The 24477-nt window shown below is 72.7% G+C and carries 18 protein-coding genes; 2 read left to right on the forward strand and 16 right to left on the reverse strand.

Going from position 1 to position 24477, the window contains the following annotated elements; genetic code table 11:
• Positions 1 to 9 precede the first annotated feature (9 nt).
• The 8 genes from ELQ39_RS29960 to ELQ39_RS29995 all read right to left on the reverse strand — a co-directional run bounded on the left by ELQ39_RS29960 (position 10) and on the right by ELQ39_RS29995 (position 11549).
• Positions 10 to 1731 (reverse strand): PP2C family protein-serine/threonine phosphatase, encoded by a 1722-nt coding sequence (locus tag ELQ39_RS29960; RefSeq protein WP_190003941.1) that lies wholly within the window; start codon positions 1729 to 1731, stop codon positions 10 to 12.
• Positions 1728 to 2795 carry a SpoIIE family protein phosphatase gene (locus ELQ39_RS29965; protein WP_242595020.1) on the reverse strand — a complete coding sequence of 356 codons (1068 nt, stop codon included), beginning with the start codon at positions 2793 to 2795 and terminating at the stop codon, positions 1728 to 1730. Before ELQ39_RS29965 ends, ELQ39_RS29960 begins: the two co-directional genes overlap by 4 nt.
• Positions 2795 to 3238 (reverse strand): anti-sigma regulatory factor, encoded by a 444-nt coding sequence (locus tag ELQ39_RS29970; RefSeq protein ID WP_190003943.1) that lies wholly within the window; start codon positions 3236 to 3238, stop codon positions 2795 to 2797. Before ELQ39_RS29970 ends, ELQ39_RS29965 begins: the two co-directional genes overlap by 1 nt.
• A complete protein-coding gene (locus ELQ39_RS29975; RefSeq protein ID WP_190003944.1) occupies positions 3238 to 3651 on the reverse strand; it encodes an STAS domain-containing protein in 414 nt (137 codons plus the stop codon). Before ELQ39_RS29975 ends, ELQ39_RS29970 begins: the two co-directional genes overlap by 1 nt.
• Complete coding sequence (locus tag ELQ39_RS29980; protein WP_225628472.1) at positions 3648 to 4547, reverse strand: STAS domain-containing protein; 900 nt, start codon at positions 4545 to 4547, stop codon at positions 3648 to 3650. The genes ELQ39_RS29975 and ELQ39_RS29980 overlap by 4 nt, the downstream gene beginning before the upstream one ends.
• Before the next feature lie 72 nt (positions 4548 to 4619).
• The gene (locus ELQ39_RS29985; protein ID WP_242595022.1) at positions 4620 to 5012 is read right to left on the reverse strand and encodes an STAS domain-containing protein; all 393 of its coding nucleotides are present in this window, start codon (positions 5010 to 5012) and stop codon (positions 4620 to 4622) included.
• 121 nt (positions 5013 to 5133) lie between these two features.
• Entirely contained in the window at positions 5134 to 7548 is a 2415-nt protein-coding gene (locus ELQ39_RS29990; RefSeq protein ID WP_391673463.1) for a SpoIIE family protein phosphatase, read from the reverse strand.
• Positions 7545 to 11549 carry a HAMP domain-containing protein gene (locus ELQ39_RS29995; protein ID WP_242595024.1) on the reverse strand — a complete coding sequence of 1335 codons (4005 nt, stop codon included), beginning with the start codon at positions 11547 to 11549 and terminating at the stop codon, positions 7545 to 7547. Before ELQ39_RS29995 ends, ELQ39_RS29990 begins: the two co-directional genes overlap by 4 nt.
• A 353-nt stretch (positions 11550 to 11902) precedes the next feature.
• On the opposite strand from ELQ39_RS29995, the gene ELQ39_RS30000 reads away from it, so the two are divergent.
• Positions 11903 to 12274: a PRC-barrel domain containing protein gene (locus tag ELQ39_RS30000; protein ID WP_242595028.1), complete on the forward strand. Its 372-nt coding sequence runs from the start codon at positions 11903 to 11905 to the stop codon at positions 12272 to 12274.
• A gap of 33 nt (positions 12275 to 12307) precedes the next feature.
• Here ELQ39_RS30000 and ELQ39_RS30005 read toward each other — a convergent pair whose 3' ends face one another.
• Both ELQ39_RS30005 and ELQ39_RS30010 read right to left on the reverse strand, forming a co-directional pair.
• Positions 12308 to 12742 (reverse strand): ATP-binding protein, encoded by a 435-nt coding sequence (locus ELQ39_RS30005; RefSeq protein WP_190003950.1) that lies wholly within the window; start codon positions 12740 to 12742, stop codon positions 12308 to 12310.
• A gap of 146 nt (positions 12743 to 12888) precedes the next feature.
• Positions 12889 to 14787 carry an AMP-dependent synthetase/ligase gene (locus ELQ39_RS30010; protein WP_242595029.1) on the reverse strand — a complete coding sequence of 633 codons (1899 nt, stop codon included), beginning with the start codon at positions 14785 to 14787 and terminating at the stop codon, positions 12889 to 12891.
• 128 nt (positions 14788 to 14915) lie between these two features.
• On the opposite strand from ELQ39_RS30010, the gene ELQ39_RS30015 reads away from it, so the two are divergent.
• A complete protein-coding gene (locus ELQ39_RS30015) occupies positions 14916 to 15152 on the forward strand; it encodes a DUF6480 family protein (protein ID WP_190003952.1) in 237 nt (78 codons plus the stop codon).
• A gap of 221 nt (positions 15153 to 15373) precedes the next feature.
• On the opposite strand, the gene ELQ39_RS30020 is transcribed toward ELQ39_RS30015, so the two are convergent.
• The 6 genes from ELQ39_RS30020 to ELQ39_RS30045 all read right to left on the reverse strand — a co-directional run bounded on the left by ELQ39_RS30020 (position 15374) and on the right by ELQ39_RS30045 (position 24295).
• Positions 15374 to 16462 (reverse strand): glutamate--cysteine ligase 2, encoded by a 1089-nt coding sequence (locus ELQ39_RS30020; RefSeq protein WP_190003953.1) that lies wholly within the window; start codon positions 16460 to 16462, stop codon positions 15374 to 15376.
• A 130-nt stretch (positions 16463 to 16592) separates the two neighbouring features.
• Entirely contained in the window at positions 16593 to 18815 is a 2223-nt protein-coding gene (glgB, locus tag ELQ39_RS30025) for a 1,4-alpha-glucan branching enzyme (RefSeq protein ID WP_242595030.1), read from the reverse strand.
• A 4-nt stretch (positions 18816 to 18819) separates the two neighbouring features.
• Complete coding sequence (locus tag ELQ39_RS30030; protein WP_242595031.1) at positions 18820 to 20178, reverse strand: maltokinase N-terminal cap-like domain-containing protein; 1359 nt, start codon at positions 20176 to 20178, stop codon at positions 18820 to 18822.
• A 28-nt stretch (positions 20179 to 20206) separates the two neighbouring features.
• The gene (gene treS, locus ELQ39_RS30035; RefSeq protein ID WP_225640524.1) at positions 20207 to 21925 is read right to left on the reverse strand and encodes a maltose alpha-D-glucosyltransferase; all 1719 of its coding nucleotides are present in this window, start codon (positions 21923 to 21925) and stop codon (positions 20207 to 20209) included.
• Complete coding sequence (locus ELQ39_RS30040) at positions 21922 to 23919, reverse strand: alpha-1,4-glucan--maltose-1-phosphate maltosyltransferase (protein ID WP_242595032.1); 1998 nt, start codon at positions 23917 to 23919, stop codon at positions 21922 to 21924. The genes treS and ELQ39_RS30040 overlap by 4 nt, the downstream gene beginning before the upstream one ends.
• Positions 23920 to 23992: 73 nt before the next feature.
• Positions 23993 to 24295 (reverse strand): DUF5133 domain-containing protein, encoded by a 303-nt coding sequence (locus tag ELQ39_RS30045; protein ID WP_225628465.1) that lies wholly within the window; start codon positions 24293 to 24295, stop codon positions 23993 to 23995.
• Between the last annotated feature and the right edge of the window lie 182 nt (positions 24296 to 24477).

Below are 24477 nucleotides of genomic sequence, written 5' to 3' on the forward strand. Positions count from 1 at the left end.
GGCGCGGCCTCAGCCGCGCAGGTGGCAGAGCAGCAGACAGACGTCGTCGTCGCGCTCGGAGTCGCTGAGGAGGGGCTGCAGAACGCGGTCCGCCGCGTCCTCCAGATCGCTGTCCAGCTCTTCGCGGTCGAAGGAGGCGAGAGCCGCGCCGAGGCGCTCGATGCCCGGGTCGATGCCCCGGGAGCGCCGCTCCACCAGACCGTCGGTGTAGAGGGCCAGCGTCGAGCCGGGCGCCAGCCGCTCGGTGTGGTCGGGGATGTCCTGGCTCAGCGGGATGCCCAGCATCGCGCCCGGCTTGGCGTCCAGCGTGCGCACCTCGCCGTCCGGCATCCGCAGCACCGGCGGCGGATGGCCCGCCGCGGCCCAGGTGAGCGTGTGGTCGTCCGGGTGGAAGCGGGCGATGACGGCCGTCGCGAACAGGTCCGGCTGGAGCTGGCGCAGATAGCCGTGCAGCCGGGTGAGCAACCGTCCGGGGCTGTCGCCGTCCACGGCGTAGGCGCGCAGCGCGGTGCGGAGCTGGCTCATCATCACCGCCGCGTGCAGCCCGTGCCCGGTCACGTCGCCGATGACGGTGACCAGGCTGCCGTCCCGCTGCCGGAACGCGTCGTACCAGTCGCCGCCGATGTTCAGACCGTGCGTGGCCGGCAGATAGCGCGCGGCCAGCCCCACGCCCGGGGCCGACGGCAGCTCCGTCAGCAGGGCGCGCTGCAGCGTCTCCGCGATGTCCCGGTTGTGCTCGAAGCGGCGGGCGTTGTCCAGGGCGATACCGGCCCGCCTGGCCAGCTCGATCAGCATCACGGCGTCGTCCGGGTCCCACCGCTCGCCCTGGGGCGACAGCGTCAGCACGCCCAGCGGCGCCCGGCGCGGCGTCAGCAGCGGCACGCACAGCAGCGGCCGGTCGGGGGCCAGCGCCGACGGCGGCCGGTCCTCCACGCCCGGCAGGTGGCCCGGGTGGTCGGCGGCGTACTGCGGGCGGCCGGTGCGGGCCGCCTGCACCGCCGCGGCCGGGTGGTCGGCGGGCAGCGGCCGGCCGTCCTCGTCGTCGAACAGCCAGACGTCGACGCCGTCGGCGTACCGCGGCACCAGCAGCTCCGGCAGGCGGCGCAGGATCTCGTCGTGGTTCAGCGACGCGGTCAGCACCGCGCTGGCGTCCGCGAGGAACGTGAGCCGCCGCCGCGCGTTCTCCGCCTCGGTGCGCGCCCGGCGCTCCGCGGCGAACGCCTCCCGCTGTGCCCTGCCCGCCGCGTCCAGCTCGGCGTGCAGCGCCAGGACGCCCTGGTTGGTCTGGTGCAGCTCCTCCCGGTGGAAGGCGACCAGACCCTCCTGCTCGGCCAGCTCCTCCAGCACCACCGACGTGTCCTCGTCGGCCCCGAGCAGCCCTTCGGACAGCGCGTCCGCCTCCTCCGGCACCGGGCACGGATCGGACAGCCGGCCGGGCTCGGGGCAGGGCACGCCCGTCGTCCACGGGGTGCGCTCCCCGGCGGCGCCGTCCGGGGCGGGGACGACCACCACGTGCAGCTCCCCGGGACCGCCGTCGGCGCCCCCGGTGCCTTCCAGGGTGAGCAGCCATGTGCCGCCCTTGGTGAGGCACTGCCGCAGCTGCCCGCTGAGGGACACGGCCAGCCGGGTCCGCTCCACGGTGGGCACCCCGCACGCGGCGGCCAGCCGCGCCACGGCGATCCGGGCGCGGGCCGCGTCGGTGACGGTCGCGATGCGCCAGGCACGCGTCATGAGGAAGCCTCCGGGACGTTGGCGAGCACGGCCACGGCGGTGTCGTCCCGCACCGGACGTGCCGCGCTGCCCGCGTCGCGGACCGCCACGGCCGCCGTCACGGCCGGGTCGGCCGGGGGAACGCCGGTGCCGGCGGGCGGCGTCCAGCGCGACGACAGCCCGTCCGTGTGGAGGATCAGCAGGCTCTCGGGGGTCCAGTCCGCCTCGTCCTCGCGCACCGTGCGCGGCCGGTGCGCGCCGACGATCCCGGGACGGGACAGCAGCGTCCGCCAGCGCCCGCCGTCCCGCAGCCGCGCGGTCACGTTGCCGATGCCCGCGAAGCGCAGCCGCCCGGTCCAGGTGTCGAGCTGGGCCGCGGCGACGGCCGCGCCGCGGGTCCCGGACAGCGCGGTGTGCAGCCGCTGAAGCACCTCGGCGGGCGGCAGCCGGGCGCAGTGGCGCAGCTCCTCGACGGCGGCGTCCGAGGCGCGGGCGGCCTCGGCGCCGTGGCCGAGACCGTCCGCCAGCATCAGCGTCACCCGGTCGCCCGACCGCACCCAGGACCAGGCGTCCCCGGACAGCTCCGCGCCCGCGAACGGCACGTTGACGCCGCCCGCGTGCACGCCGAGAGAGCGCACAGGGTCCTCCCCGGGGACGGGCCCGGCGGTGGCGGGACCGACCCGGGCCACCGCGACCGTGCCCCGGCCCACCTCGCTGTGCAGGCCGAACGCGTCGGCGATCCGCCGGCACGTCCCCAGACCCGCCCCGAGCGAGCCGCCGGTGGTGAACCCGTCCTCGAACGCGCCGGCCACGTCGGCGATGCCCGGCCCGTGGTCGAGGGCGGTGATCTGCACGGCCCGTCCCGGCCGCCCCTCCGGCAGCACGGCAGGGTCGACGACGTCGACGACCACCTCGCCCGCCTGCGCGTGCTTCAGCAGGTTGGTCGCCAGCTCGGTGGCCACCAGCGCGCACGCCGCCCGACGCTGCTCGTCCAGCCCGGCATGGGCCGCGGCCTCCTCCGCCGCCACCCGGACGTCGCGCACCCGGGTCGCGTCGTGCACCGGCACGTGCCACACGCGCGGCATCACGCACCCCCGCGCGGCCGGACCGGCCGGGACACCCAGGAGGTCACCCGCACGGTGGTGCCCGCCCCCGGGGTGCTGTCCACCTCGAAGTCGTGCACCAGACGCCGCGACCCGCCCAGCCCCATGCCCAGTCCGTCGCCGGAGGTGTAGCCGTCGCTGAGGGCCCGCTCGAGATCCGGGATCCCGGGGCCCTTGTCGGAGAAGGTCAGCCGGAGCCCGGCCGTGCCGTCGGCGGCGGTGACCCGCGTCGTCTCCAGCACGCCGCCCCCGCCGTGCACCAGCGTGTTGCGGGCCAGCTCGCTGGCGGCCGTCACCAGCTTCGTCTGGTCCACCAGACCGAACCCGACCCGGGTGGCGGCCTGCCGCACGTGCTGACGCACCCACGCGAGGTCCATGTCCGACCGGATGGGCAGCCGCGCCTCCACGTCCGCGGCGGTGTCCATCACGGTCTCCCCTCGCCACCGGGCCGGTTCGCCACGACGGGCTGCGCCAGCATCGCCAGAGCCGCCTCCGTGTTCAGAGCCGTACGCAGTTCCGGGAACGTCAGGCCCAGCTCCACCAGCGTGATGGCGACCGCGGGCCGCATGCCCGCGACCACGGTCCGCGCGGCCAGCAGCTCCGTCTGCGCCGCCGTCTCGGCCAGCACCCGGCCGAGGAAGGAGTCGACGATCTCCACCCCGGAGATGTCGATCACCACCCCCGTGACCCGGCTGGCGACGATCGTCTCGGCCAGGTCCTGCTGGAGCTGGGACGCCATGCCGTCGTGCAGGTCGCCCTGCAGGGTGACGAGCAGCACGTCCCCGAGCCGCAGCACCGGCACATGGCCCGCGACCGGGCGGGCGAAGTGCTCGCTCACCGCCGGACCGCGCCCTCGGCCGGGGCGTTCACGATGTTCGCGCCGAGCTCGTTCAGGCAGTACCCGAGCGCGTCGGCGAGGCTCGCGCGGGTCTTGACCGTGCCGAGGTCGAGGCCGAGGTGGACTATGGTCTGCGCGATCGCCGGGCGGATGCCGGAGACGACGCACTCGGCGCCCATCAGCCGGGCGGCGGCGACCGTCTTCATCAGGTGCTGCGCGACCAGCGAGTCGACCGTCGGCACGCCGGTGATGTCGAGGATCGCGAACCGGGCGTGCTGGTCGACGACCGCGTCCAGCAGCGTCTCCATCACCACCTGGCTGCGGGCGCTGTCCAGCGTTCCGATCAGCGGGACCGCCACGATCCCGTCCCAGAGCTTGATCACGGGTGTCGCCACCTCCAGCAGCTGTAGCCGCTGCCGGTCGATCAGGGCCTGGTTCTCGCTGAGTGCGGTCTGCATGGTGACCAGCCGCAGCGTGCCCATCAGCACGCTCAGCGCGGTGGCGCACTCCCGCCGCCGCTCGGGGTCCTCCTGCTCCAGGTCGGCCACCAGGAGGTTCTCCACCGGCGGCAGCAGCGCGGCCAGCTCGCTGGAGACCTGGGTGGTGGACAGCCCCGCGCGGGAGCGGGCCGCCCCCATCCGGGCGAGCTGCTCGCGGACCCCGGTGAACCCCGCGGCGTCCGGGTCCTCGATCCGCTGCGCGTCGGCCACCTGGGCCAGCGCGTCCACGATCGTCCGGCCCGCGTCCACCGCCTCGTCGCGGGAGACGGTGAACACCGTACGGAACAGGGGCTCGTCGGCCCATCGCTGGGCCACCTGCTCCCGTCGCCGCCGCAGGAACTCCCCGACCTCCCGGGCAGGGGTCGAGTGGGTCGCGTCCGCTTCGTGCTCCGGCACCTGTCTGCTCTCCTCCTCGTCGTACAAAGCGCCCGGACCCGCGACGGGGCCGGGCGGGCGGGGTGGTCCCGCTCAGACCTCGGGCTCGGCCGGGGCCGGCCGGGACCGGTCGACACGCTCCAGCGCCTCGTCGACGCTCTCCGACACGGGCACGGTGATGCTGACGCCCGTCAGGTCGAGAATCCGGCGCACCGCGGGGGTGGGCGAGATGATGTGCACGCTCCCCGGCAGCTCCCGCGCCTCCTGGTAGACGCGCAGGATGATGTTCATGCCTGAGGAGTCCATGAACGGGACCGCCGACAGGTCCAGCAGGAAGTGCCGGCGGCCGTGGTGCAGCTGGTTCGCCAGATGGTGCTGGAACTCGGTCGCCGTGTCGACGTCCAAGTAGCCCTCGACGGTGACGAGGGCCACGTCCTCACGAGGAAGTGTCACCTCGACGGACAACGGGTCCTGGGCAATGGGCACGAGTACCTCCAACAAGGTGATCAAACTCTTCCAAGGTGATCAAGCTCTTCGTCGCGCAGCCGCGCGTACCCCCGAATCGCCTCCTCATGCCTGCCCCCGCCCGATCGGCCGTCGGGGTGATCTAACCCACTCTGATCCCCACGATGCAGGTGTCGTCGTCGGTGTCCGACCTGCTGTACGTGAGCAGGCGGTCGAGCCGCTGGTCGAGCGTGCCCGGGACCGTGGCCGCGGTGGTGAGGAGGTGCGTCAGCGACTCCTCCACCGAGCGGTCCCGGCGCTCGATCAGCCCGTCCGTGTACATCAGCAGGTTGTCGTCCGCGGCGAGCTGCACCTCGCCCTCCTCGTAGCGCGCCTCGGGGACGGCGCCCAGCAGCAGACCGCTCACCGGGGGCAGCGGGGACGCCTCGGAGCCGCGCACCAGCACCGGCGGCAGATGACCCGCCCGCGCCCACCGCAGGGTGCGGGTGGCCGGGTCGTACAGGCCGCAGACCGCCGTGGCCGTGACCCCGCCGGTCAGATGGTGCGTCACCATGTTCAGCCACGACAGCAGCTGCCCGGGACCCGCGCCGGTGACGGCCAGCCCGCGCAGCGCGTTGCGCAGCACGACCATGCTGGTCGCCGCCTCGATGCCGTGACCGGCGACGTCGCCCACGCACAGCAGCACCAGACGCGACGGCAGCACCACCGCGTCGTACCAGTCGCCGCCCACCAGCTGCTCCGCCTCGGCGGGCCGGTAGCGCACGGCCACGTCCAGGTCGGGCATCTGCAGCGGCGCCTGCGTCGGCGGCATGATCGCGCGCTGCAGCTGCAGGGCCAGCCGGTCCCGCTCGCTCGCCTGCTGCTCGGTGTGCGCGAGCTGGTCACGGGTCGCCGCCAGCGCCACCTCGGTCCAGTGCTGCGACGAGATGTCCTGGTAGGCGCCTCGCACGGTGAGCAGCCGCCCGTCGGTGTCCAGCACCGGCTCGGCGACCACCCGGATGTGCCGGGTCACCCCGTCGGGCCGCTGCAGCCGGAACGCGGCCGAGGCCGGGCGCCGGTGGTGCAGCAGCGTGCGCAGGAAACGGCCGATGGCGACCGCGTCGTCCGGGTGCGCGTGCGCCGGGAGGTCCTCCAGCGGCACCGGGGGACTGGTCTCCGGACGCCCGTACAGGTCGAACAGCTGGTCGTTCCAGGTGATCTCGCCGGTCAGCAGGTTCTCCTCGAACCCGCCGATCCGGCCGAGGCGCTGCGCGTGCTGCAGCAGGCTCGCCAGCCGCGCCGTCTCGTCCTCGATCCGCCAGATGAACAGGATCCCCGCGCCGTGCCGGCTGACGCTGATGTCCGCGACCGCCGACAGCGGCACCTGGTCCACCAGCGCGGTCAGATGCATGCGCCGGGCGCGGAACGGCTCACCCGTGGCGTACACCCGCTCGATCCGCTGGAACAGCTCGCTCTCCCCGGCGGCCATCGGGTACGCCTCCAGCAGCAGGGCCCCGCTGACCATGCCGCGCGGCCGGCCCGCCGGGTCCAGGAAGCGGCTGTTGACGTGCTGGATGCGGAAGTCGAGCAGATTCCCCGACTCGTCCAGGTGCGGTACCAGCACCAGGGCCGGGTCGTACAGCCCGTCGGCCAGGTCCATCAGCTCGGCCGCGTCCGGCGGCACCCGCTGCGGACGGGTGGGCCCGTCGGGCGCCGTGTACGTCTCCAGCGTGTGCGCGCACAGCTCCGCCAGGGCCTCCACCTGCCGCACGATCTGCGGCCGCTGCGGGGGCAGCGGAAAGGGCCAGACGATCTCCAGCACGCCGTACACCCGCCCGCCGGTGCCGGCGGGCACGGCCGCCCGGCCGCCGTCCGGGTGGTGGTGCCTGCCCACACTGGGCAGCCCCCGCTCGGCCAGCGACTCGATCCACAGTCCCTCGCGCTCGGCCAGACCGCACCGCGCGACCGTCGCCACGTCCGGCGGGACGTAGTGCCAGCGCGCCGCCTCGGCGGGGGAGAAGCCGGCACTGCCGGCCAGCGTCAGCGACCCGTCGGCGCCCGCCGCCCAGATCGCCACGGCCACCGCGCCCAGCGGGCGCAGCGCCTGCTCCAGCAGCGACTCGGCCACGGCCTGGGTGTCGTCGGCTGCGAGCGCCCCGCTCTCGGCCGCCCGCAGCCGTACGGCCGCCGGGTCCGCCTCCGCCTCGCCGGTCGCCCGGGTGGCGGCCAGGAAGGCGTGCGTCACCTCGGACATCCGGTCCCGGGCGGCCTGGTTGATCACCTCGACGGCGAACTCCAGCTGAGTCGTCCCGGCCTGCTCGGTCAGCTCGGCGAGCTGCCGCGCCGCCTGCGCAGGACCGCAGCCGAGGCGCTCCACGAGGATGCCCTTGGCGAGCTCGATCAGCGCCCGCCCCTCGGCCTCCGCCTGCGCGGCCCGCACCTCACGGCTCAGCCGGTCCACCGTCGCCGCGAGCCGGCCGACGGGGGAGTCGGCGGCGACCCCGGCCGGACCGGCCGACGGATGCCGCAGCTCCATCTCGTCGGGCGCCGGCTCGCCGACGTGCCCCTGGATGCTCATGCCGGCAGCCAGCGGCGCACGCAGGCGATCAGCTCATGGCTGTCGACCGGCTTGGTGACGTAGTCGCTGGCGCCCGAAGCGAGGCTCTTCTCCCGGTCCCCGGGCATCGCCTTCGCGGTCACCGCGATGATCGGCAGGTCCGCGTACTGCGGCATCGACCGGATCTCGGCCGTGGCGGCGTACCCGTCCATCTCTGGCATCATCACGTCCATCAGGACCAGCCCCACGTCCGGGTTGTCCACCAGTCTCTGGATGCCCTTGCGGCCGTCCTCGGCGTGCAGCACCCGGAAGCCGTGCAGCTCCAGGATGCCGCTGAGCGCGAAGAGGTTGCGCGCGTCGTCGTCGACGACCAGCACGGTCCGGCCCGCGAACGAGCCGTCCACCACGGCCTCAGGAGCGGTCCGCTGCGCCTCGTCCGGGCGCACCAGCGACAGCACGTCGCCGGGCTCCTCCGCCGACAGGTGCAGCGCGATCCGCTCCCGCAGCTCGTCCAGGCTGGACAGGAACTCCAGCGCCGTGCCAGAGGCGTGGGAGCGCAGGTTCGCCTCCACCTCGGCGTCGGCGCGGTGTCCGCTGTGCACCAGGACGGGCACGCTCGCCAGCGCGGAGTCGCCGCGCAGCGCCTCCAGGAAGCGGGTCACCTCCTCCTCCGCCATGCCCAGCTCCAGCACCACGCAGTGGCAGGGGTCGGCGGCCAGCGCGCCGGCCGCCTCCTGGGCGCCGACGGCGGTGATGATGTCGACCGCCGGACGGGAGCCGCCGCCGGCGTGCGCGACGTCCTGCACCACGCTCTCCGCGACCAGGGTGAGCAGGCCCCGGGGCCGCTCCTCCACCACCAGCAGGCGGCGCGGACGCCGGCCCTGCTGGGCGGGGGCCGCCTCGATCGCGGGCGTCCGGCCGGACGCGGCCTGTGGCACCTCCTCCCCGGCCTGCTCGCCCTCCACGGCCGGGGCGGGCCGCAGCTGCTGCTCGAAGTCGGGCCGTGCCACCGGCAGGAACAGCGTGAACGTCGAGCCCTGGCCCGCGACGCTGTCCACGGTGACCGCGCCGCCCAGCAGGTGCGCGATCTCCCGGGTGATGGACAGCCCGAGGCCGGTGCCGCCGTACTTGCGGCTGGTGGTGCCGTCGGCCTGCTGGAAGGCACCGAAGATCGACTCCAGGTGCTGCTCCGGGATGCCCACCCCGGTGTCCCGCACCCGGAAGGCGACCACGGGACCGCCCCGCAGCACCTCCTGGGGCACCTCGTCGTCCGGGGCCGGCTCGATCCGCAGCTCCACCTGGCCGCGCTCGGTGAACTTCACCGCGTTGGACAGCAGGTTGCGCAGCACCTGACGCAGCCGCGAGTCGTCGGTGAGCAGGTCCGCGGGCGCGCCCGGCGCGGTCGTCACCGTGAAGTCCAGGCTCTTCTGCATGGTCATCGGCCGGAACGTCGCCTCGACGTACTCGACCAGACGGCGCAGCTCCACCCGCTCCGGGCTGACGTCCATCTTGCCCGCCTCGACCTTCGACAGGTCGAGGATGTCGTTGATCAGCTGCAGCAGGTCCGAGCCCGCCGAGTGGATGATCTGCGCGTACTCCACCTGCTTGGGGGAGAGGTTGCGCGAGGGGTTCTGGGCGAGCAACTGGGCCAGGATCAGCAAGCTGTTGAGCGGGGTGCGCAGCTCGTGGCTCATGTTCGCCAGGAACTCCGACTTGTACTTCGAGGCGAGCGACAACTGCTGTGCCCGGGCCTCGAGTTCCTGCCTTGCCTGCTCGATCTGGAGGTTCTTCGCCTCGATGTCACGGTTCTGCGAGGCCAGCAGCGCCGCCTTGTCCTCCAGCTCGGCGTTGGAGCGCTGCAGTTCCTCCTGCTGGGTCTGCAGCTCCGCGGACCGCTCCTGCAGTTCTGCGGTGAGCCGCTGCGACTCCACCAGCAGCTCGTCGGTGCGGGCGTTCGCCACGATGGTGTTGACGTTGACGCCGATGGTCTCCATCAGCTGTTCCAGGAAGTCCTGGTGGATCTGGGTGAACGGGGTCACCGACGCCAGCTCGATCACGCCGAGCACCTGGCCCTCGAAGACGATCGGCAGCAGCACCAGCGCGGTCGGCACCACCTGGCCGAGTCCGGAGGAGATGGTCACGTAGTCCGGCGGCAGCTGGTCCACCATGATGGTGCGCCGGCTGCGCGCGGCCTGCCCGACCAGGGTCTTGCCGAAGGGGATGCGCGTCGGCCGTTCGCTGTCGTCCGGGTAGCCGTACGAGCCGACGAGGCGCAGCTCGGGACCGCTCTCGCCGTCCTCCGCGAGGTAGAACGCGCCGTACTGGGCGGACACCAGCGGGACCAGCTCGTCCATGATCAGCTCCGCGACCACGGGCAGGTCGCGGTGGCCCTGCATCAGCCCGGACACCCGGGCGAGGTTGGTCTTGAGCCAGTCCTGCTCCTGGTTGGCCCGGGTCGTCTCGCGCAGGGACTCCACCATCGCGTTGATGTTGTCCTTGAGCTCGGCGACCTCCCCGGACGCCTCCACGTTCACCGAGCGGGTCAGGTCGCCCTCGGCGACCGCGCTGGTCACCTCGGCGATGGCGCGGACCTGCCGGGTGAGGTTCCCGGCCAGCTCGTTGACGTTCTCGGTGAGCCGCTTCCAGGTGCCGGAGACGCCCTCGACCTCCGCCTGTCCGCCGAGCCGGCCCTCGGTGCCGACCTCGCGGGCGACGCGGGTGACCTCCTGGGCGAACGCGGAGAGCTGGTCGACCATCGTGTTGATGGTCGTCTTCAGCTCCAGGATTTCGCCGCGCGCGTCGACGTCGATCTTCTTCGACAGGTCGCCCTTGGCCACGGCGGTCGTCACCAGCGCGATGTTGCGCACCTGGCCGGTGAGGTTGTTGGCCATGGAGTTGACGTTGTCGGTGAGGTCCTTCCAGGTGCCCGCGACACCGGGCACGTGCGCCTGTCCGCCGAGGCGTCCTTCGGTGCCGACCTCGCGGGCGACGCGGGTGACCTCGTCGGCGAACGCGGACAGCGTGTCCACCATCGTGTTGATGACGTCGGCGAGGGCCGCGACCTCGCCGGCCGCCTCGACGCGGATCCGCTGCGACAGGTCGCCCCGGCCCACCGCGGAAGCGACCTGGGCGATGGAACGCACCTGGCTCGTCAGGTTGGACGCCATCACGTTGACGTTGTCCGTGAGGTCCTTCCAGGTGCCCGACACCCCCCGCACCTGGGCCTGTCCGCCGAGGCGTCCCTCCGTGCCGACCTCGCGGGCGACGCGGGTGACCTCGTCGGCGAAGGCGGAGAGCTGGTCGACCATCGTGTTGATGGTGTTCTTGAGTTCGAGGATCTCGCCGCGGGCGTCGACGGTGATCTTCTGCGACAGGTCACCCTGCGCGACCGCCGTCGCCACCAGCGCGATGTTGCGCACCTGGCCGGTGAGGTTGCCGGCCATGAAGTTCACCGAGTCGGTCAGGTCGCGCCAGGTGCCCCTGACCCCCTGCACGTCGGCCTGTCCGCCGAGGCGTCCTTCGGTGCCGACCTCGCGGGCGACGCGGGTGACCTCGTCGGCGAAGGCGGAGAGCTGGTCGACCATCGTGTTGATGGTGTTCTTGAGTTCGAGGATCTCGCCGCGGGCGTCGACGGTGATCTTCTGCGACAGGTCGCCCTTCGCCACGGCCGTCGTCACCTGGGCGACGTTGCGCACCTGCGCCGTGAGGTTGCCCGCCATGGCGTTCACCGAGTCGGTGAGGTCGGCCCAGGTGCCCGAGACCCCCGGCACCTGCGCCTGACCGCCGAGCGTCCCCTCCGTGCCCACCTCGCGGGCGACGCGGGTGACTTCGGAGGTGAACAGCGACAGCTGGTCGACCATCCCGTTGAAGACCTTGGCGATGTCCCCCATGAGCCCGTCGGCGTCACCGGGCAGCCGGGTCCCGAAGTCCCCGTCCCGTACGGCCGTCAGTCCCGCGAGGAGCTGCCTCAGCTCCTTGTCCCCCGGCACCGTGTCGGTCCCCTCGGTGCTTCCCCTGGTCATGCGCACCCTCGTTCCGGCCCCATTCAGTGCGCATTTCCGCAGATCAGCGGAGTCGCGCGGCGAGAAATACGCCGCAGGTTAACCCACCTCGCGGGCGCGCGACAAAGCGGGTGGCGGGCTTTCCGGTCCGGATGAGAATCACGGCTTCCGGCATGCATGTTCCCGCGAGAGCGGGGTACCTGACCTCATTTCACGTCCGCCCGGCCAGGTTGGCCGCATTCGGCGGGCACCGTTCGAATGTGTGCCCGTCGGAGGGGTATCTGCTCGGTGGAGAGGGGCGGAGTTCCGGCCCCGCTTCTGTGAAGGGGGAGCAGTTCATGGGGAGCAGTCGTTTCTCGGGGAGGCCGGAAGCAGTGCCCACCGACAGCATCTGGTCGTACGCGCCGGACCTGGACCACGTCCGCGGGGCGGACCTCACGGGCTACACCGTCGTCGCGAGCGACGGAACCGCAGGCCACGTGGACCGTCAGGCCGGCCACCACGGCATGCCGCACCTCGTCGTGGACACCGGCGTGTGGGTGTTCGGCCGCAGCCTCCTGGTCCCCGTAGGGGTGATCACCTCCGTCGACACCGCGGAGCGGAAGCTGACGGTGTCCTGCACGCGGGCCGAGCTGAAGGCCGCGCCGCGCTTCCGCACCGACAGCGAGACCATGGACCGCGGCTATCTCACCGCCGTCGGCGACTACTACCGCGATCTGCCCCGCGAGGAGCGGCCCACCGGATGAGCGCGGGCCCCGGCCGTCCCGCCGCCGGGGCGCTCACCACGGCAGGAAGACGTGGATGTCCTTGCCCTGCTCGTGCGTCACGACGCTCACCTGGTCGCAGAGCGTGTGGATCAGATGCCACCCGATGCCGCCCCCGCCGCTGTGCGGATGGAACGGGCGCGGGGCCGGTTCGGTGCTGCTGGTGTCGTGCATCACCACGTGCACCCCGTCGAACGTGCGGCGCAGCCGCAGCTCGAACGGTCCGGGGGCGTACTGCACCGCGTTGGCGGCCAGTTCGGTGACCACCAGGAGTATGTCGTCCCAGTGCTCCGGCGCCGTCGGCGCCGACGCGCGGGCCAGGTCGAAGAGGAATTCCTCCGCGACCAGACGTGCGTCCGTCACATCGTGCAGCTCCCCCGGGAAGCTGGCGATGCGGCTCGTGATCTCCTCGCCGGCCAGTGTCCTGTCCCTACGCGACTCGGGTGCCATGTCGCCTTCCAGGCCCCGGCCGCTGCCGGGGCGGTCGTCGCTGCTGTTGCGTTCCCCGATCTGTGGGTTCCCGTGCGGGCGGAGCCTACGCGCCCGCCTGCCCGACGGTGCGGGGTGACAAACCCCGCACCGCGTCGCGGGCATGGTCAGCGGAACACGTTGTCCTCGTCCCACACCGACGCGTCGGCCGGCGCCGCGGGGCGAGCCGGGCGCGTGCGGGACTGGTACATCGCGTCGATCTCCAGCGCGTAGCGGCGCACGATCTCGTCCCGGCGCAGCTTCATCGACGGCGTCAGCAGGCCGTTGGACACGTCGAACGGCTCCGGCAGCACCCGGAACACCCGGATCGACTCCGAGGGGGACACGCTGCTGTTGGCCGCGGCGACCGCCCGCCCGATCTCCTCCCGCAGCGCGTTCTCCTCCCGCGCCTCCCGCGCCGGGGCGTCGCCCTGCAGCGACAGCGCCGCCCGCCAGTCCGCCAGGAAGTCCGGGTCCAGCGTGATCAGGGCGCCCACGCACGGCCGGTTGTCGCCCACCACCACGGCCTGGTGGACGAGGGGGTGCATGCGCAGCCGCTGCTCCAGGGCGGCCGGGGCCACGCTCTTGCCGCTGCTGGTGATGATGATGTCCTTCTTGCGGCCGGTGATCGTGAGATAGCCCTCGCCGTCCAGCCGGCCCAGGTCGCCGGTGGCCAGCCAGCCGTCCCGCAGGGCGGCCCGGGTGGCGGCCGGGTCGCCGATGTACCCCTGGAACACCGACGGGCCGCGCACCAGGATCTCCCCGTCCTCGGCCACCTTGATCGCGGTGCCCGGAAGCGGCTGCCCGACCGTCCCCGACTTCTCCCGGCCGTAGGGCTGCATGGTGATGCCGCCGCTGGTCTCGGTGAGACCGTACCCGTCGTGCACGTAGATGCCGATGCCCTCGTAGAAGAGGGACAGGTCGCGGGAGAGCGGGGAGCCGCCGGACGTGGCCCGCAGCACCCGGCCGCCGAGCGTCGCCCGCAGCTTGCGGTACACGGTCCGCTCGTAGAGCGCGTGCTGCATCCGCAGGTCGAAGCCGGGGCCCGGACCGCGTCCGAGCCGCTGCCGCTCCGTCGCCGCCGCGAAGTCCCGGGCGGTGCCGGCGGCCCGCTCGAACAGCGCCCCGCGCCCCGACAGCTGCGAGGCGCGCAGGAAGTTCTTGTAGATCTTCTCCAGCAGGGACGGCACCGCGTACAGATACGTGGGCCGGAACGAGCGCAGCGACGTGGACAGCGCGTCCGCGCCCAGGTCCGGCTCGTGCCCCATCAGCAGGCCGCCGCGGATGCACAGGCTCTGGACCATCAGCCCGTACACGTGCGAGAACGGCAGGAACGCCAGCACGGACCCCTGTTCGCCGGGCGGCGCCGCGACATGTCCCCAGCCCGCCAGCAGCGTGTCGCAGATGAACGCCAGCCCGCGGTGGCTGATGGCGCAGCCCATGGCGTGCCCCGAGGTGCCGGAGGTGTAGGCCACCACGGCCGTGGCGTCCGGCAGCACGATCCGGCGCATGGAGTCGACCGTGGGGGCCGGGATGGCCTCACCGCGCGCCACCAGCTGGTCCAGCGCGCCCGCGTCGAGCTGCCACACGTGCCGCAGCCGGGGCAGCTGGGCGCACACCGAGCCCACGGTCATCACGCTCTGCTCGTCCTCGACCAGCACGGCCACACAGCCGGAGTCGCGCAGGATCCACTCGACCTGCTCCCGCGAGGAGGTGGGGTAGACCGGCACGACCTCGGCGCCCACCGTCCACAGGGCGTGGCACAGGACGGTCCACTCGTAGCGGGTGCGGGCCATGATCGCGACACGGGTGCCCGGCGAGATGCCGGACGCGATCAGGCCCTTGGCCAGATCGACCACCTCGTCGCGGAACTCGACGGCGCTGACCTCCTCCCAGGTGGCGGAGGCCCCGGTGCGGCGGGCCAGTACCGGCATGGCCGGGCTCTCGGCCGCCCTCGCGAACAGGCTGTCGGCGAGGCCTCCGGTCAGGGGCGGGGCGGACGGCGGAGCGAGAGCGAGGTCGCGCATGCACTGCTCCTCACGGTGACGGGGGGTGGCGGTGCCTGAATGTAGTCCAGCGGGCCGTGCCCTGGGCCGGGATCACGTCAAGTGTGTCCGCACTGATGATCCGGCCGCTTTCTGGGGACCCGGTGTCCATGACCTACGTCAATCCCGATCCCGATCCGGACCGCACCACCGGCCTCGAGGCGGGCGGCGGCGTCCCGCCGGGCGAGACCCCGCCCGCGGAGAGCAGCATGCCGGAGGCGGGCCCGTACGAGCTGTCGTACAACCCCGCCAAGGGCTGGGCCAAGGGCCCCCTGACCGCGATCCTCGCCGTGGTCGCCTTCATCGCGGCGTTCTTCCTGGTCTACGCGATCATCCTGCTCATCTGAGCCGCGCCCGTGACAGCCGCCGGCACCCCCTTGCGGGCGGCCGGGTCCCGCACGGCCCGCCGCCCGGCGGCGGTGCCGCTTCTCCGGCTCCTCGGCGCAGTCGTACGCCGTGGCGCCCGGTTCTCCGCGCCCCGCGGGCGCACTCCGTTCCCCGCGCCCCGAAGGTGGCGCGGGGAACCGGGGGGGGCCGGCCTCCCCCCGCCCGCGCGAGCGTCGTCCGGCTACGCCTGCGTATGACGGACGCACTCCGTGACCACGTCCCGGAGGCTCTCCGTGCGTTCCAGGAGGGCGCGCTGGATCATCGCGCCGTTGCCGTCGCGGAGGAGCCGCTCGCAGCCCTCGCGGGCGCGGTCCAGGTCGCCGTGATCGGAGAGGGCGTCCGCGGTGTGGTCGAGGAGGGCGCGGACGACCGCCTCGGCGGGCATCCTCCGCATCGTCTCCGGGTGCAGCAGTTCGCCGGTGAGGCCGGAGCGCGCCGCCTGCCACGCGGACAGCCGGAGCAGGGAGACCCCCGGGTCGACCGGCTCGCGGCCCTCGCGCCACTCGCGCGCCGCCGTCTCCACCAGCGCCCGCGTCAGCGTGGCCACCAGGCCCGCCGTCTCGGCGTGCAGCGCGACGTCCGACACCCGTACCTCCACCGTCGGGTAACGCTCGGACAGGCGGGCGTCGAAGTAGATCATTCCCTCGTCGAGGATCGCGCCGGTCGCCACCATGTCCGCCACCCGCCGGTGGTACCGCTCCGGCGACCCGAACGGCTCGGTCGGCCCCGCCGACGGCCACCGCTGCCACACCCGGCTGCGATAGCTGGAGTATCCCGAGTCCTTGCCCTGCCAGAACGGCGAGTTCGCGCTGAGCGCGGTCAGCACCGCCAGCCACGGCCGTAGACGGTCGAGGACGGCGACGCCCTCCTCGTCGGACTCCACCGACACGTGCACGTGACAGCCCATGACGAGCTGCTCACGGGTGGCGATGCCGTACTGCTGCTCCATCCACCGGTACCGCTCGTTGACGCCGACCGCCGGGCTCACCGGCAGCGGCGACGTGGCCAGCGCGGCGACCGTGCAGCCGATCTCCTCGGCGTGGCCCGCGGCCTCCTTGCGGCAGCGGGCTATCTCCGCGAGCAGGCGCTCCATGGACGACTGCGGATGGGTGGCGAACTCCACCATCTGCTCGTGCAGTTCCTTCTCGAAGACGTCCTGCCCCGAGTCCTCCCGCTCGGCGCGGGCGAGCACCGCCGCGGACATCGCCCGCGGTTCGCCTGTCTCCGGATCGACCAGGAGGAGTTCCTCCTCCACTCCCACGGTGCGCACCTGATGCCTCGCCCTTCTGCCTGCCGCGTCGACGCCGAGCAGCCCTCGGCCGTACGACCCGCATGCCCCGCGCGGGGCGCGGGACACCTGGTGTCGTCGGCGGAGGGCAGCCGGGGGCCGGAGCACGGCCTCACAGCGGCGTGGGCGCCAGCCAGACCGTCGCGAGCGGGGGCAGGGTGAGCCGGACGTGCCCGTCCTCGGGCTTGACCGGGTCCGGGTTCACGACGTCGCCGCCGCCGTAGCGGGCGGCGTCGGTGTTGAGGATCTCCTCCCAGGCGACCACGTCGTCGCCGACGGCGAGCCGGTAGTCGTGCCGGACCACGGGGGAGAAGTTCGACACCGCGAGCAGCGGCCGGCCCTCCGCGTCGTACCGCAGGAACGCGAAGACGTTGTCGTCGGCCGCGTCCACCGCGACCCAGCGGAAGCCGGAGGGGTCGGTGTCGCGCTGCCACAGCGACGGAAGCCGCCGGTAGTGCGCGTTGAGGTCGCGCACCAGGTCCTGCACCCCGCGGTGGTCGCCCGCCGAGTGGTAGCCCTCGTCCAGCAGCCACCACTCGGGACCCGCCTTCTCGGACCACTCGGCGCCCTGCGCGAACTCCTGGCCCATGAAGAGGAGTTGCTTGCCGGGGTGGGCCCACATGAAGCCCAGGTAGGCGCGGACGTTGGCCCGCCGCTGCCACCAGTCGCCCGGCATCTTCGACACCAGCGCCTGCTTGCCGTGCACCACCTCGTCGTGGGAGATCGGCAGCACGTAGTTCTCGCTGTAGGCGTACACCATCGCGAAGGTCATCTCGTGGTGGTGGTACTTGCGGTGCACCGGCTCGTGGGAGACGTACTCCAGCGAGTCGTGCATCCAGCCCATGTTCCACTTCAGCCCGAACCCGAGCCCGCCGGTGTCGGTGGGCCGGGTCACCCCGCCCCACGCCGTGGACTCCTCGGCGATGGTCACCACGCCGGGGCAGCGCCGGTACACGGTGGCGTTCATCTCCTGGAGGAACGCCATGGCCGCAAGGTCCTCCCGGCCGCCATGGATGTTCGGCTCCCAGCCGCCCTCCTCGCGCGAGTAGTCGAGGTAGAGCATCGAGGCGACCGCGTCGACCCGCAGCCCGTCGATGTGGAACTCCTGGCACCAGTACACGGCGTTCGCGACAAGGAAGTTGCGTACCTCGGTGCGGGCGTAGTCGAAGGTGAACGTCCCCCAGTCGGGGTGGTCGGCGCGCCGCGAGTCGCCGGGCTCGTACAGCGGCTCCCCGTCGAACCGGGCCAGCGCCCAGTCGTCGCGCGGGAAGTGCGCGGGCACCCAGTCCATGATCACGCCGATGCCGGCCCGGTGCAGGGCGTCCACCAGGTACCTGAAGTCGTCCGGGGTGCCGAGCCGCGCGGTCGGCGCGTAGAAGCCGGTGACCTGGTAGCCCCAGGAAGGCCCGTACGGGTGTTCGGCGACCGGCATCAGCTCGACGTGGGTGAACCCCATGTCCTTGACGTAGGCGGGCAGCACCTCGGCCAGTTCGCGGTAGGTGAGCCCCGGCCGCCACGACGGCAGGTGCACCTCGTACACCGAGAACGGCGCCTCGTGCACCGGCGTGTCCCCGCGCCGCGCCATCCACTCCGCGTCGCCCCACTCGTGGTGCGAGGCGGTGACCACCGACGCCGTGTTCGGCGGCGCCTCGGTGCGGCGCGCCATCGGGTCCGCCTTGAGGAACCGGTGGCCGTGGCGCGAGTGGATCTCGAACTTGTACCGGGTGCCCTCGCCGACGCCCGGCAGGAACAGCTCCCACACGCCGGACGATCCCAGCGACCGCATCGGGAACGCCGTCCCGTCCCAGTACGTGAAGTCCGCGGCGAGCCGCACCCCGAGCGCGTTGGGCGCCCACACCGTGAAGCGGGTGCCGTCCACGCCCTGGTGGGTCATGGGGTGCGCGCCGAGCGCCGTCCACAGCTCCTCGTGCCGGCCCTCGCGGATCAGGTGCAGGTCGAAGTCGCCGAGCGCGGGCAGGAACCGGTACGGGTCGTGCGTCTCCACCGGTTCGTCGTCCCCGTACGCGACCGCCAGGGTGTACTCGGGGACCTCGTCCAGGGGCAGCACGGCGGAGAACAGCCCGTCGCCGTCGGACACCAGCGGGGTGCGGGCGCCGTCGACGACCACGCTCACCTCGCGGGCGAAGGGGCGCAGCGCCCGGAAGGCGATGCCCCCGGGCACCGGGTGGGCGCCCAGCAGGGCGTGCGGGTCGTGGTGGGCGCCCGCCAGCAGGCGGCCCCGGTCGTGCGGGTCGAGGGCGGGGGCGGCCGCCCCGTCGGCGGCGGACGGGGCGGACCCGCCCGGTCCGGACAGCGGCGTGTCGTGCAGGGCCACGGCTTCAGTCTCCTCTCACGGCGAGGCGCTCGATCGCCGCCATGGGTACGGGCAGCCAGTCGGGTCGGTGCCGGGCCTCGTACAGCACCTCGTACACGGCCCGGTCCGTCTCGTAGGCGCGGAGCAGGCCGTGCTTCTTGCGCGGGTCCCAGCCGGCGCGGGCCGCGTAGCCCGCGCAGTAGGCCTCGCGGCAGCGCCGCGCCCACTCCGGGCGCCAGGGACGGCGCTGACGGGCGGCGTAGTCGAAGGAGCGCAGCATCCCGGCGATGTCCCGCACGGGGGAGTGGGCGCTGCGCCGTTCGGAGAGCGGCCGGGACGGCTCGCCCTCGAAGTCGATCACGAACCACTCGCGTCCCGCCCGCAGCACCTGGCCCAGGTGCAGGTCACCGTGGATGCGCTGGGCGGGCGGCCCTGCGTCGCAGGTGGCGAGCGCCGCGAAGGCGCTCCGCAGCCCCGGCACGTACGGCTGGAGCGCGGGCACGGCGTGCGCGGCCGCGGTCAGCCGCTCGGTCATCGCCGCCGCCGTCCGCCCGTTCTCGCCGGGCGCGCCGACGGGGAACGCGGAGGACAGCGCCAGATGCACGTCGGCCGTGGCGCGGCCGAGGGCGTGCGCCTGCGCGGTGAAGTCGTCCCCCGAGGCGAGCGCGTCGAGGGCCAGCGTCCAGCCGTCGGCGGCGTTGCGCAGATACGGCTGGAGCACGCCGAGCGTCGCCTTGAACGGGTCCGTGGTGCGCAGCCAGGCCACCGGCGCGGGCACCCGGTGGCAGCCCTGCCGGGCCAGCGCCCCGGGCACCTCCAGGTCAGGGTTGACGCCGGGCTGGATGCGCCGGAAGACCTTCAGGATGTACTCGTCGCCGTACACCAGCGAGGAGTTGGACTGCTCGGCGTTCAGCAGCCGCGGCACCAGACCCGAGGGGATCTCCTGGGCGGGGTCGCCCTCGAAGTGCAGCGGGCCCGCGGTACCCGGCCGGCGCAGCCGCTCCAGCAGCAACTGGGCGGCGCGCGGGTCCTGGAGGGCGTCGTAGACCGTCAGCCCGGCCAGCAGGCCGTCCCGCACGGTGCCGATGAGCGCCTTGCCCAGGCGGGGCGAGGGCCGTTCGCGCACCCCGAGCAGCAGCTGGTAGCAGTCGCCGGCGGGGGTGGCGCCCCCGGGCGCGGGCACCCCGCCGTGCGCGGCGTGCACCAGCACGTGCAGACAGCCCGGGAACAACTCCGTCGTGGACAGCACGCCGAGATCGGTGACGGGTCGGTCCTTGCCCGCGAACCAGCGTTGCAACGGCAGCCACTCCCGCAGCAGCCCGGCGAGCGACTCCAGGGACTCGGCGGGCGCGCTCCGCGGGCGCAGGAATGCGGTCTTCGTCATCGTGACGCCTCCTCTCGCCGGCACACGCTCACAGGCGTCGGCCGATGCGGGATGCGACTCGGGTGAGCCGGAACCAGTAGAAGCCGTGGCCCCCGAGGGTCAGCAGGTACGGCAGTTCGCCGATGGCCGGGAACCGCACCCCGCCGAACAGCTCCACCGGGTGCCGGCCGTCGAACTCGCGCAGGTCGAGCTCGGTGGGCTGGGAGAAGCGGGAGAAGTTGTTGACGCACAGGACCAGGTCGTCCTCGTACTCGCGGAGGAAGGCGAGGACGGCGGGGTTGGAGGAGGGCAGTTCGGTGTAGGAGCCGAGGCCGAACGCGGGGTTCTGCTTGCGGATCTCGATCATGCGCCGGGTCCAGTGGAGCAGGCTGGAGGGTGAGGCCATGGAGGCCTCGACGTTGGTGACCTGGTAGCCGTAGACCGGGTCCATGATCGTCGGAAGGTAGAGGCGGCCGGGGTCCGAGGACGAGAAGCCGGCGTTGCGGTCGGGCGTCCACTGCATCGGCGTGCGGACGGCGTCGCGGTCGCCGAGCCAGATGTTGTCGCCCATGCCGATCTCGTCGCCGTAGTAGATGATCGGTGATCCGGGCAGGGACAGCAGCAGGGCGGTGAAGAGTTCGATCTGGTTGCGGTCGTTGTCGAGGAGGGGGGCGAGGCGCCGGCGGATGCCGATGTTGGCGCGCATGCGGGGGTCTTTGGCGTACTCGGCCCACATGTAGTCGCGTTCCTCGTCGGTGACCATTTCCAGGGTCAGCTCGTCGTGGTTGCGCAGGAAGATGCCCCACTGGCAGCCGGAGGGGATGGCGGGGGTCTTGGCGAGGATCTCGGAGACGGGGTAGCGGGACTCGCGGCGGACGGCCATGAAGATGCGGGGCATGACCGGGAAGTGGAAGGCCATGTGGCATTCGTCGCCGCCGGCGGCGTAGTCGCCGAAGTAGTCGACGACGTCCTCGGGCCACTGGTTGGCCTCGGCGAGCAGCACGGTGTCCGGGTACTGGGTGTCGATCTCCTTGCGCACCCGCTTGAGGAACGCGTGCGTCGCCGGAAGGTTCTCGCAGTTCGTCCCCTCGGCCGCGTACAGATAGGGGACGGCGTCCAGCCGGAACCCGTCGATGCCCAGGTCGAGCCAGAACCGCAGGCCCGCCAGCATCTCCTCCTGCACCCGCGGGTTCTCGTAGTTGAGGTCCGGCTGGTGGGAGAAGAACCGGTGGAAGTAGTACTGCTTGCGCACCGGGTCGTACGTCCAGTTGGACGCCTCGGTGTCGACGAAGATGATGCGCGCGTCCGGGTAGCCGGTGTCGTCGTCGGCCCAGACGTAGAAGTCGCCGTAGGGGCCGTCCGGGTCCTTGCGGGACTCCTGGAACCACGGGTGCTGGTCGCTGGTGTGGTTCATGACGAAGTCGATGATCACGCGCATGCCGTGCTGGTGCGCGGAGTCGACGAACTCCACGAAGTCGGCCAGGTCGCCGAACTCGGGGAGCACGGCGGTGTAGTCGGCCACGTCGTACCCGCCGTCGCGCAGCGGCGACTTGAAGAACGGCGGCAGCCACAGGCAGTCGACGCCCAGCCACTGCAGATAGTCCAGCTTGGAGGTCAGGCCTTTGAGATCGCCGATGCCGTCCCCGTTGCTGTCCTGGAAGGAGCGGACGAGGACCTCGTAGAAGACGGCGCGTTTGAACCAGTCGGGGTCCCGGTCCTTGGCGGGTGTGTCCTCGAACGTGTCCGGCACTGGCTCGTTCACGGTCATGGCGTTCCTGGCCCTCCGTTTCGCTGTGCGGCGGGCGGTCGCTGGACGTGCAGGACATGCGCGGGAGCCCGCCCCGGCTCCAGCCGCACGTAGTTGGTGCTGCCCCAGTGGTAGGTCTCGCCGGTGAGCTCGTCGCGCACCGGCACCGACTCGTGCCAGTCCAGGCCGAGTTGCGGCATGTCCAGCGAGACCGTCGCCTCCTGGACGTGATGGGGGTCGAGGTTGACCACCACGAGCACGACGTCGGAGCCGCTGCGCTTGCTGTACGCCAGGACGGAGTCGTTGTCGGTGCGGTGGAAGCGGAGATTGCGCAGCCGGTGCAGCGCGGGGTGGTCCCGCCGGACGGTGTTGAGGCGGGTGATGAGGGGGGCGATGGTGCGGCCCTCGCGTGCGGCGGCTTCCCAGTCGCGGGGTTTGAGCTGGTACTTCTCGCTGTCGAGGTACTCCTCGCTGCCCTCGCGCAGCGGGGTGTTCTCGCACAGTTCGTAGCCGCTGTAGATGCCCCAGGCGGGGGAGAGGGTGGCGGCGAGGACGGCGCGGACCTCGAAGGCGGGCCGGCCGCCGTGCTGGAGGTAGGCGTGCAGGATGTCGGGGGTGTTGGCGAAGAAGTTGGGCCGCATGTAGGAGGCGGCCTCCCCCGACAGTTCGGTGAGGTACTCCGTCAGCTCCTGCTTGGTGTTCCGCCAGGTGAAGTACGTGTAGGACTGCTGGAAGCCGATCTGGGCGAGGGTGTGCATCATCGCCGGGCGGGTGAAGGCCTCCGCCAGGAAGATGACGTCCGGGTCGGTGCCGTTGATGTCGGCGATCACCCGCTCCCAGAACACGACGGGCTTGGTGTGCGGGTTGTCCACGCGGAAGATCCGCACCCCGGCGTCCATCCAGTGCCGCAGGATCCGGCAGGTCTCGGTGACCAGGCCGTCCATGTCGGCGTCGAAGGCGACGGGGTAGATGTCCTGGTACTTCTTGGGCGGGTTCTCCGCGTAGGCGATGGACCCGTCGGGGCGGTGGTGGAACCACTCGGGGTGCTTGTGCACCCAGGGGTGGTCCGGGGAGCACTGCAGGGCGAAGTCGAGGGCGACCTCCATGCCCAGGTCGCGGGCGCGGGCGACGAAGCGGGTGAAGTCCTCCAGTGTGCCCAGCCGCGGGTGGACGGCGTCGTGGCCGCCCTCGGGGGAGCCGATCGCCCACGGCACGCCGACGTCGTCGGGGCCGGCGTCGAGGGTGTTGTTCGGGCCCTTGCGGAACGTGGTGCCGATCGGATGGATCGGGGGCAGGTAGACGACGTCGAAGCCCATCGCGGCGATCGCGGGCAGCCGGCGCGCGGCGGTGTCGAAGGTGCCGTGCGGCTGCTCGGGGGTGCCCTCGGAGCGGGGGAAGAACTCGTACCAGGACCCGAACAGGGCGCGTTCCCGCTCCACCAGCAGGGGAAGCGGCTCGCTGCTGGTGACCAGCTCCCGCAGCGGGTGCCTCGCCAGCACCGCGTCCACCTCCGGCGTCAGCGCCGCCGCCAGCCGGGTGGCACAGGGCAGGGTGTCGTCGCGCAGGGTCGCGGCCGCCTCCAGGATCACGTCCTGCCCGGCGTCGCGCGGCACCCCGGCCGCGGCGCGCGCTAAGAGGTCGGCGCCCTCCTCCAGGACCAGCCCGGCGTCGATGCCCGCCGGAACCTTGACGGTGGCGATGTGCCGCCAGGTCGTCACGGGGTCGCCCCAGGCCTCGACGCGGTAGGTCCAGTGGCCGGGCGCGTCCGCGGCCACCTCCGCGCCCCACCGGTCCGAGCCCGGCGCCAGCTCCCGCATCGGCGTGAACGGGCCCGGACGCCCCTCCGGATCCTTCAGCACCACGTTGGCCGCCACCGCGTCGTGCCCCTCACGGAACACGGTCGCCGTCACCTCGAACGCCTCGCCGACGACGGCCTTCGCCGGCCGCCTGCCGCGGTCGACGCACGGCCGGACGTCCCGTACCGGGACACGACCGATGGTCGGGGTCGTCTTCATGGGCCTGTGCACCTCCGCCGCTCGTGATGCCCGGGCAGGCGCCCGGGCGGGGGACCACATGGAGGCGGGAAGGTCATTGCCTTCCCGCCGGGGACCGCCGCTCGACGGCGGGCGCGCCGCGCCGGACCGTGGCGGCCGGACGTGGCCGGTCGTTCTGTTCCTGCAGATAGGTGACGAGGGTGGTGCGCAGGTACCGTTCCGCGGCGTCGGCCGCCTCTCGCGCGCAGCGCTTCCCCATCAGCACGCAGAGGGTGTAGCCGGAGTCCTCGAAGGTCGCCCGCACCGTGTGGTCGGTGGGGGCGGCCAGCATCACGCGTTCCCAGGCCCGGTAGCGACGCAACTGCCGGGCAACTTCGGCTTTTGCGGGTAGCAGCATGCGCCGTTCACCTTTCCGGGGCTCGATGGGAGCGCGTTGTCCCGACGGTCGGGCGGAGCCGTGCGCACCGATGCACGGACCCGTAACGGCGATCGAGGTCTTCACTCATGGTGCACGGACAGTGACCCCACGTCTTGTTGGAATTTCAACCAACGGTTCACGGTGAGCGTCGCAGGTCAGGC

Origin of the sequence: Streptomyces sp. GB4-14 (assembly GCF_022696125.1) — a bacterium.
GTDB lineage: Bacteria > Actinomycetota > Actinomycetes > Streptomycetales > Streptomycetaceae > Streptomyces > Streptomyces werraensis.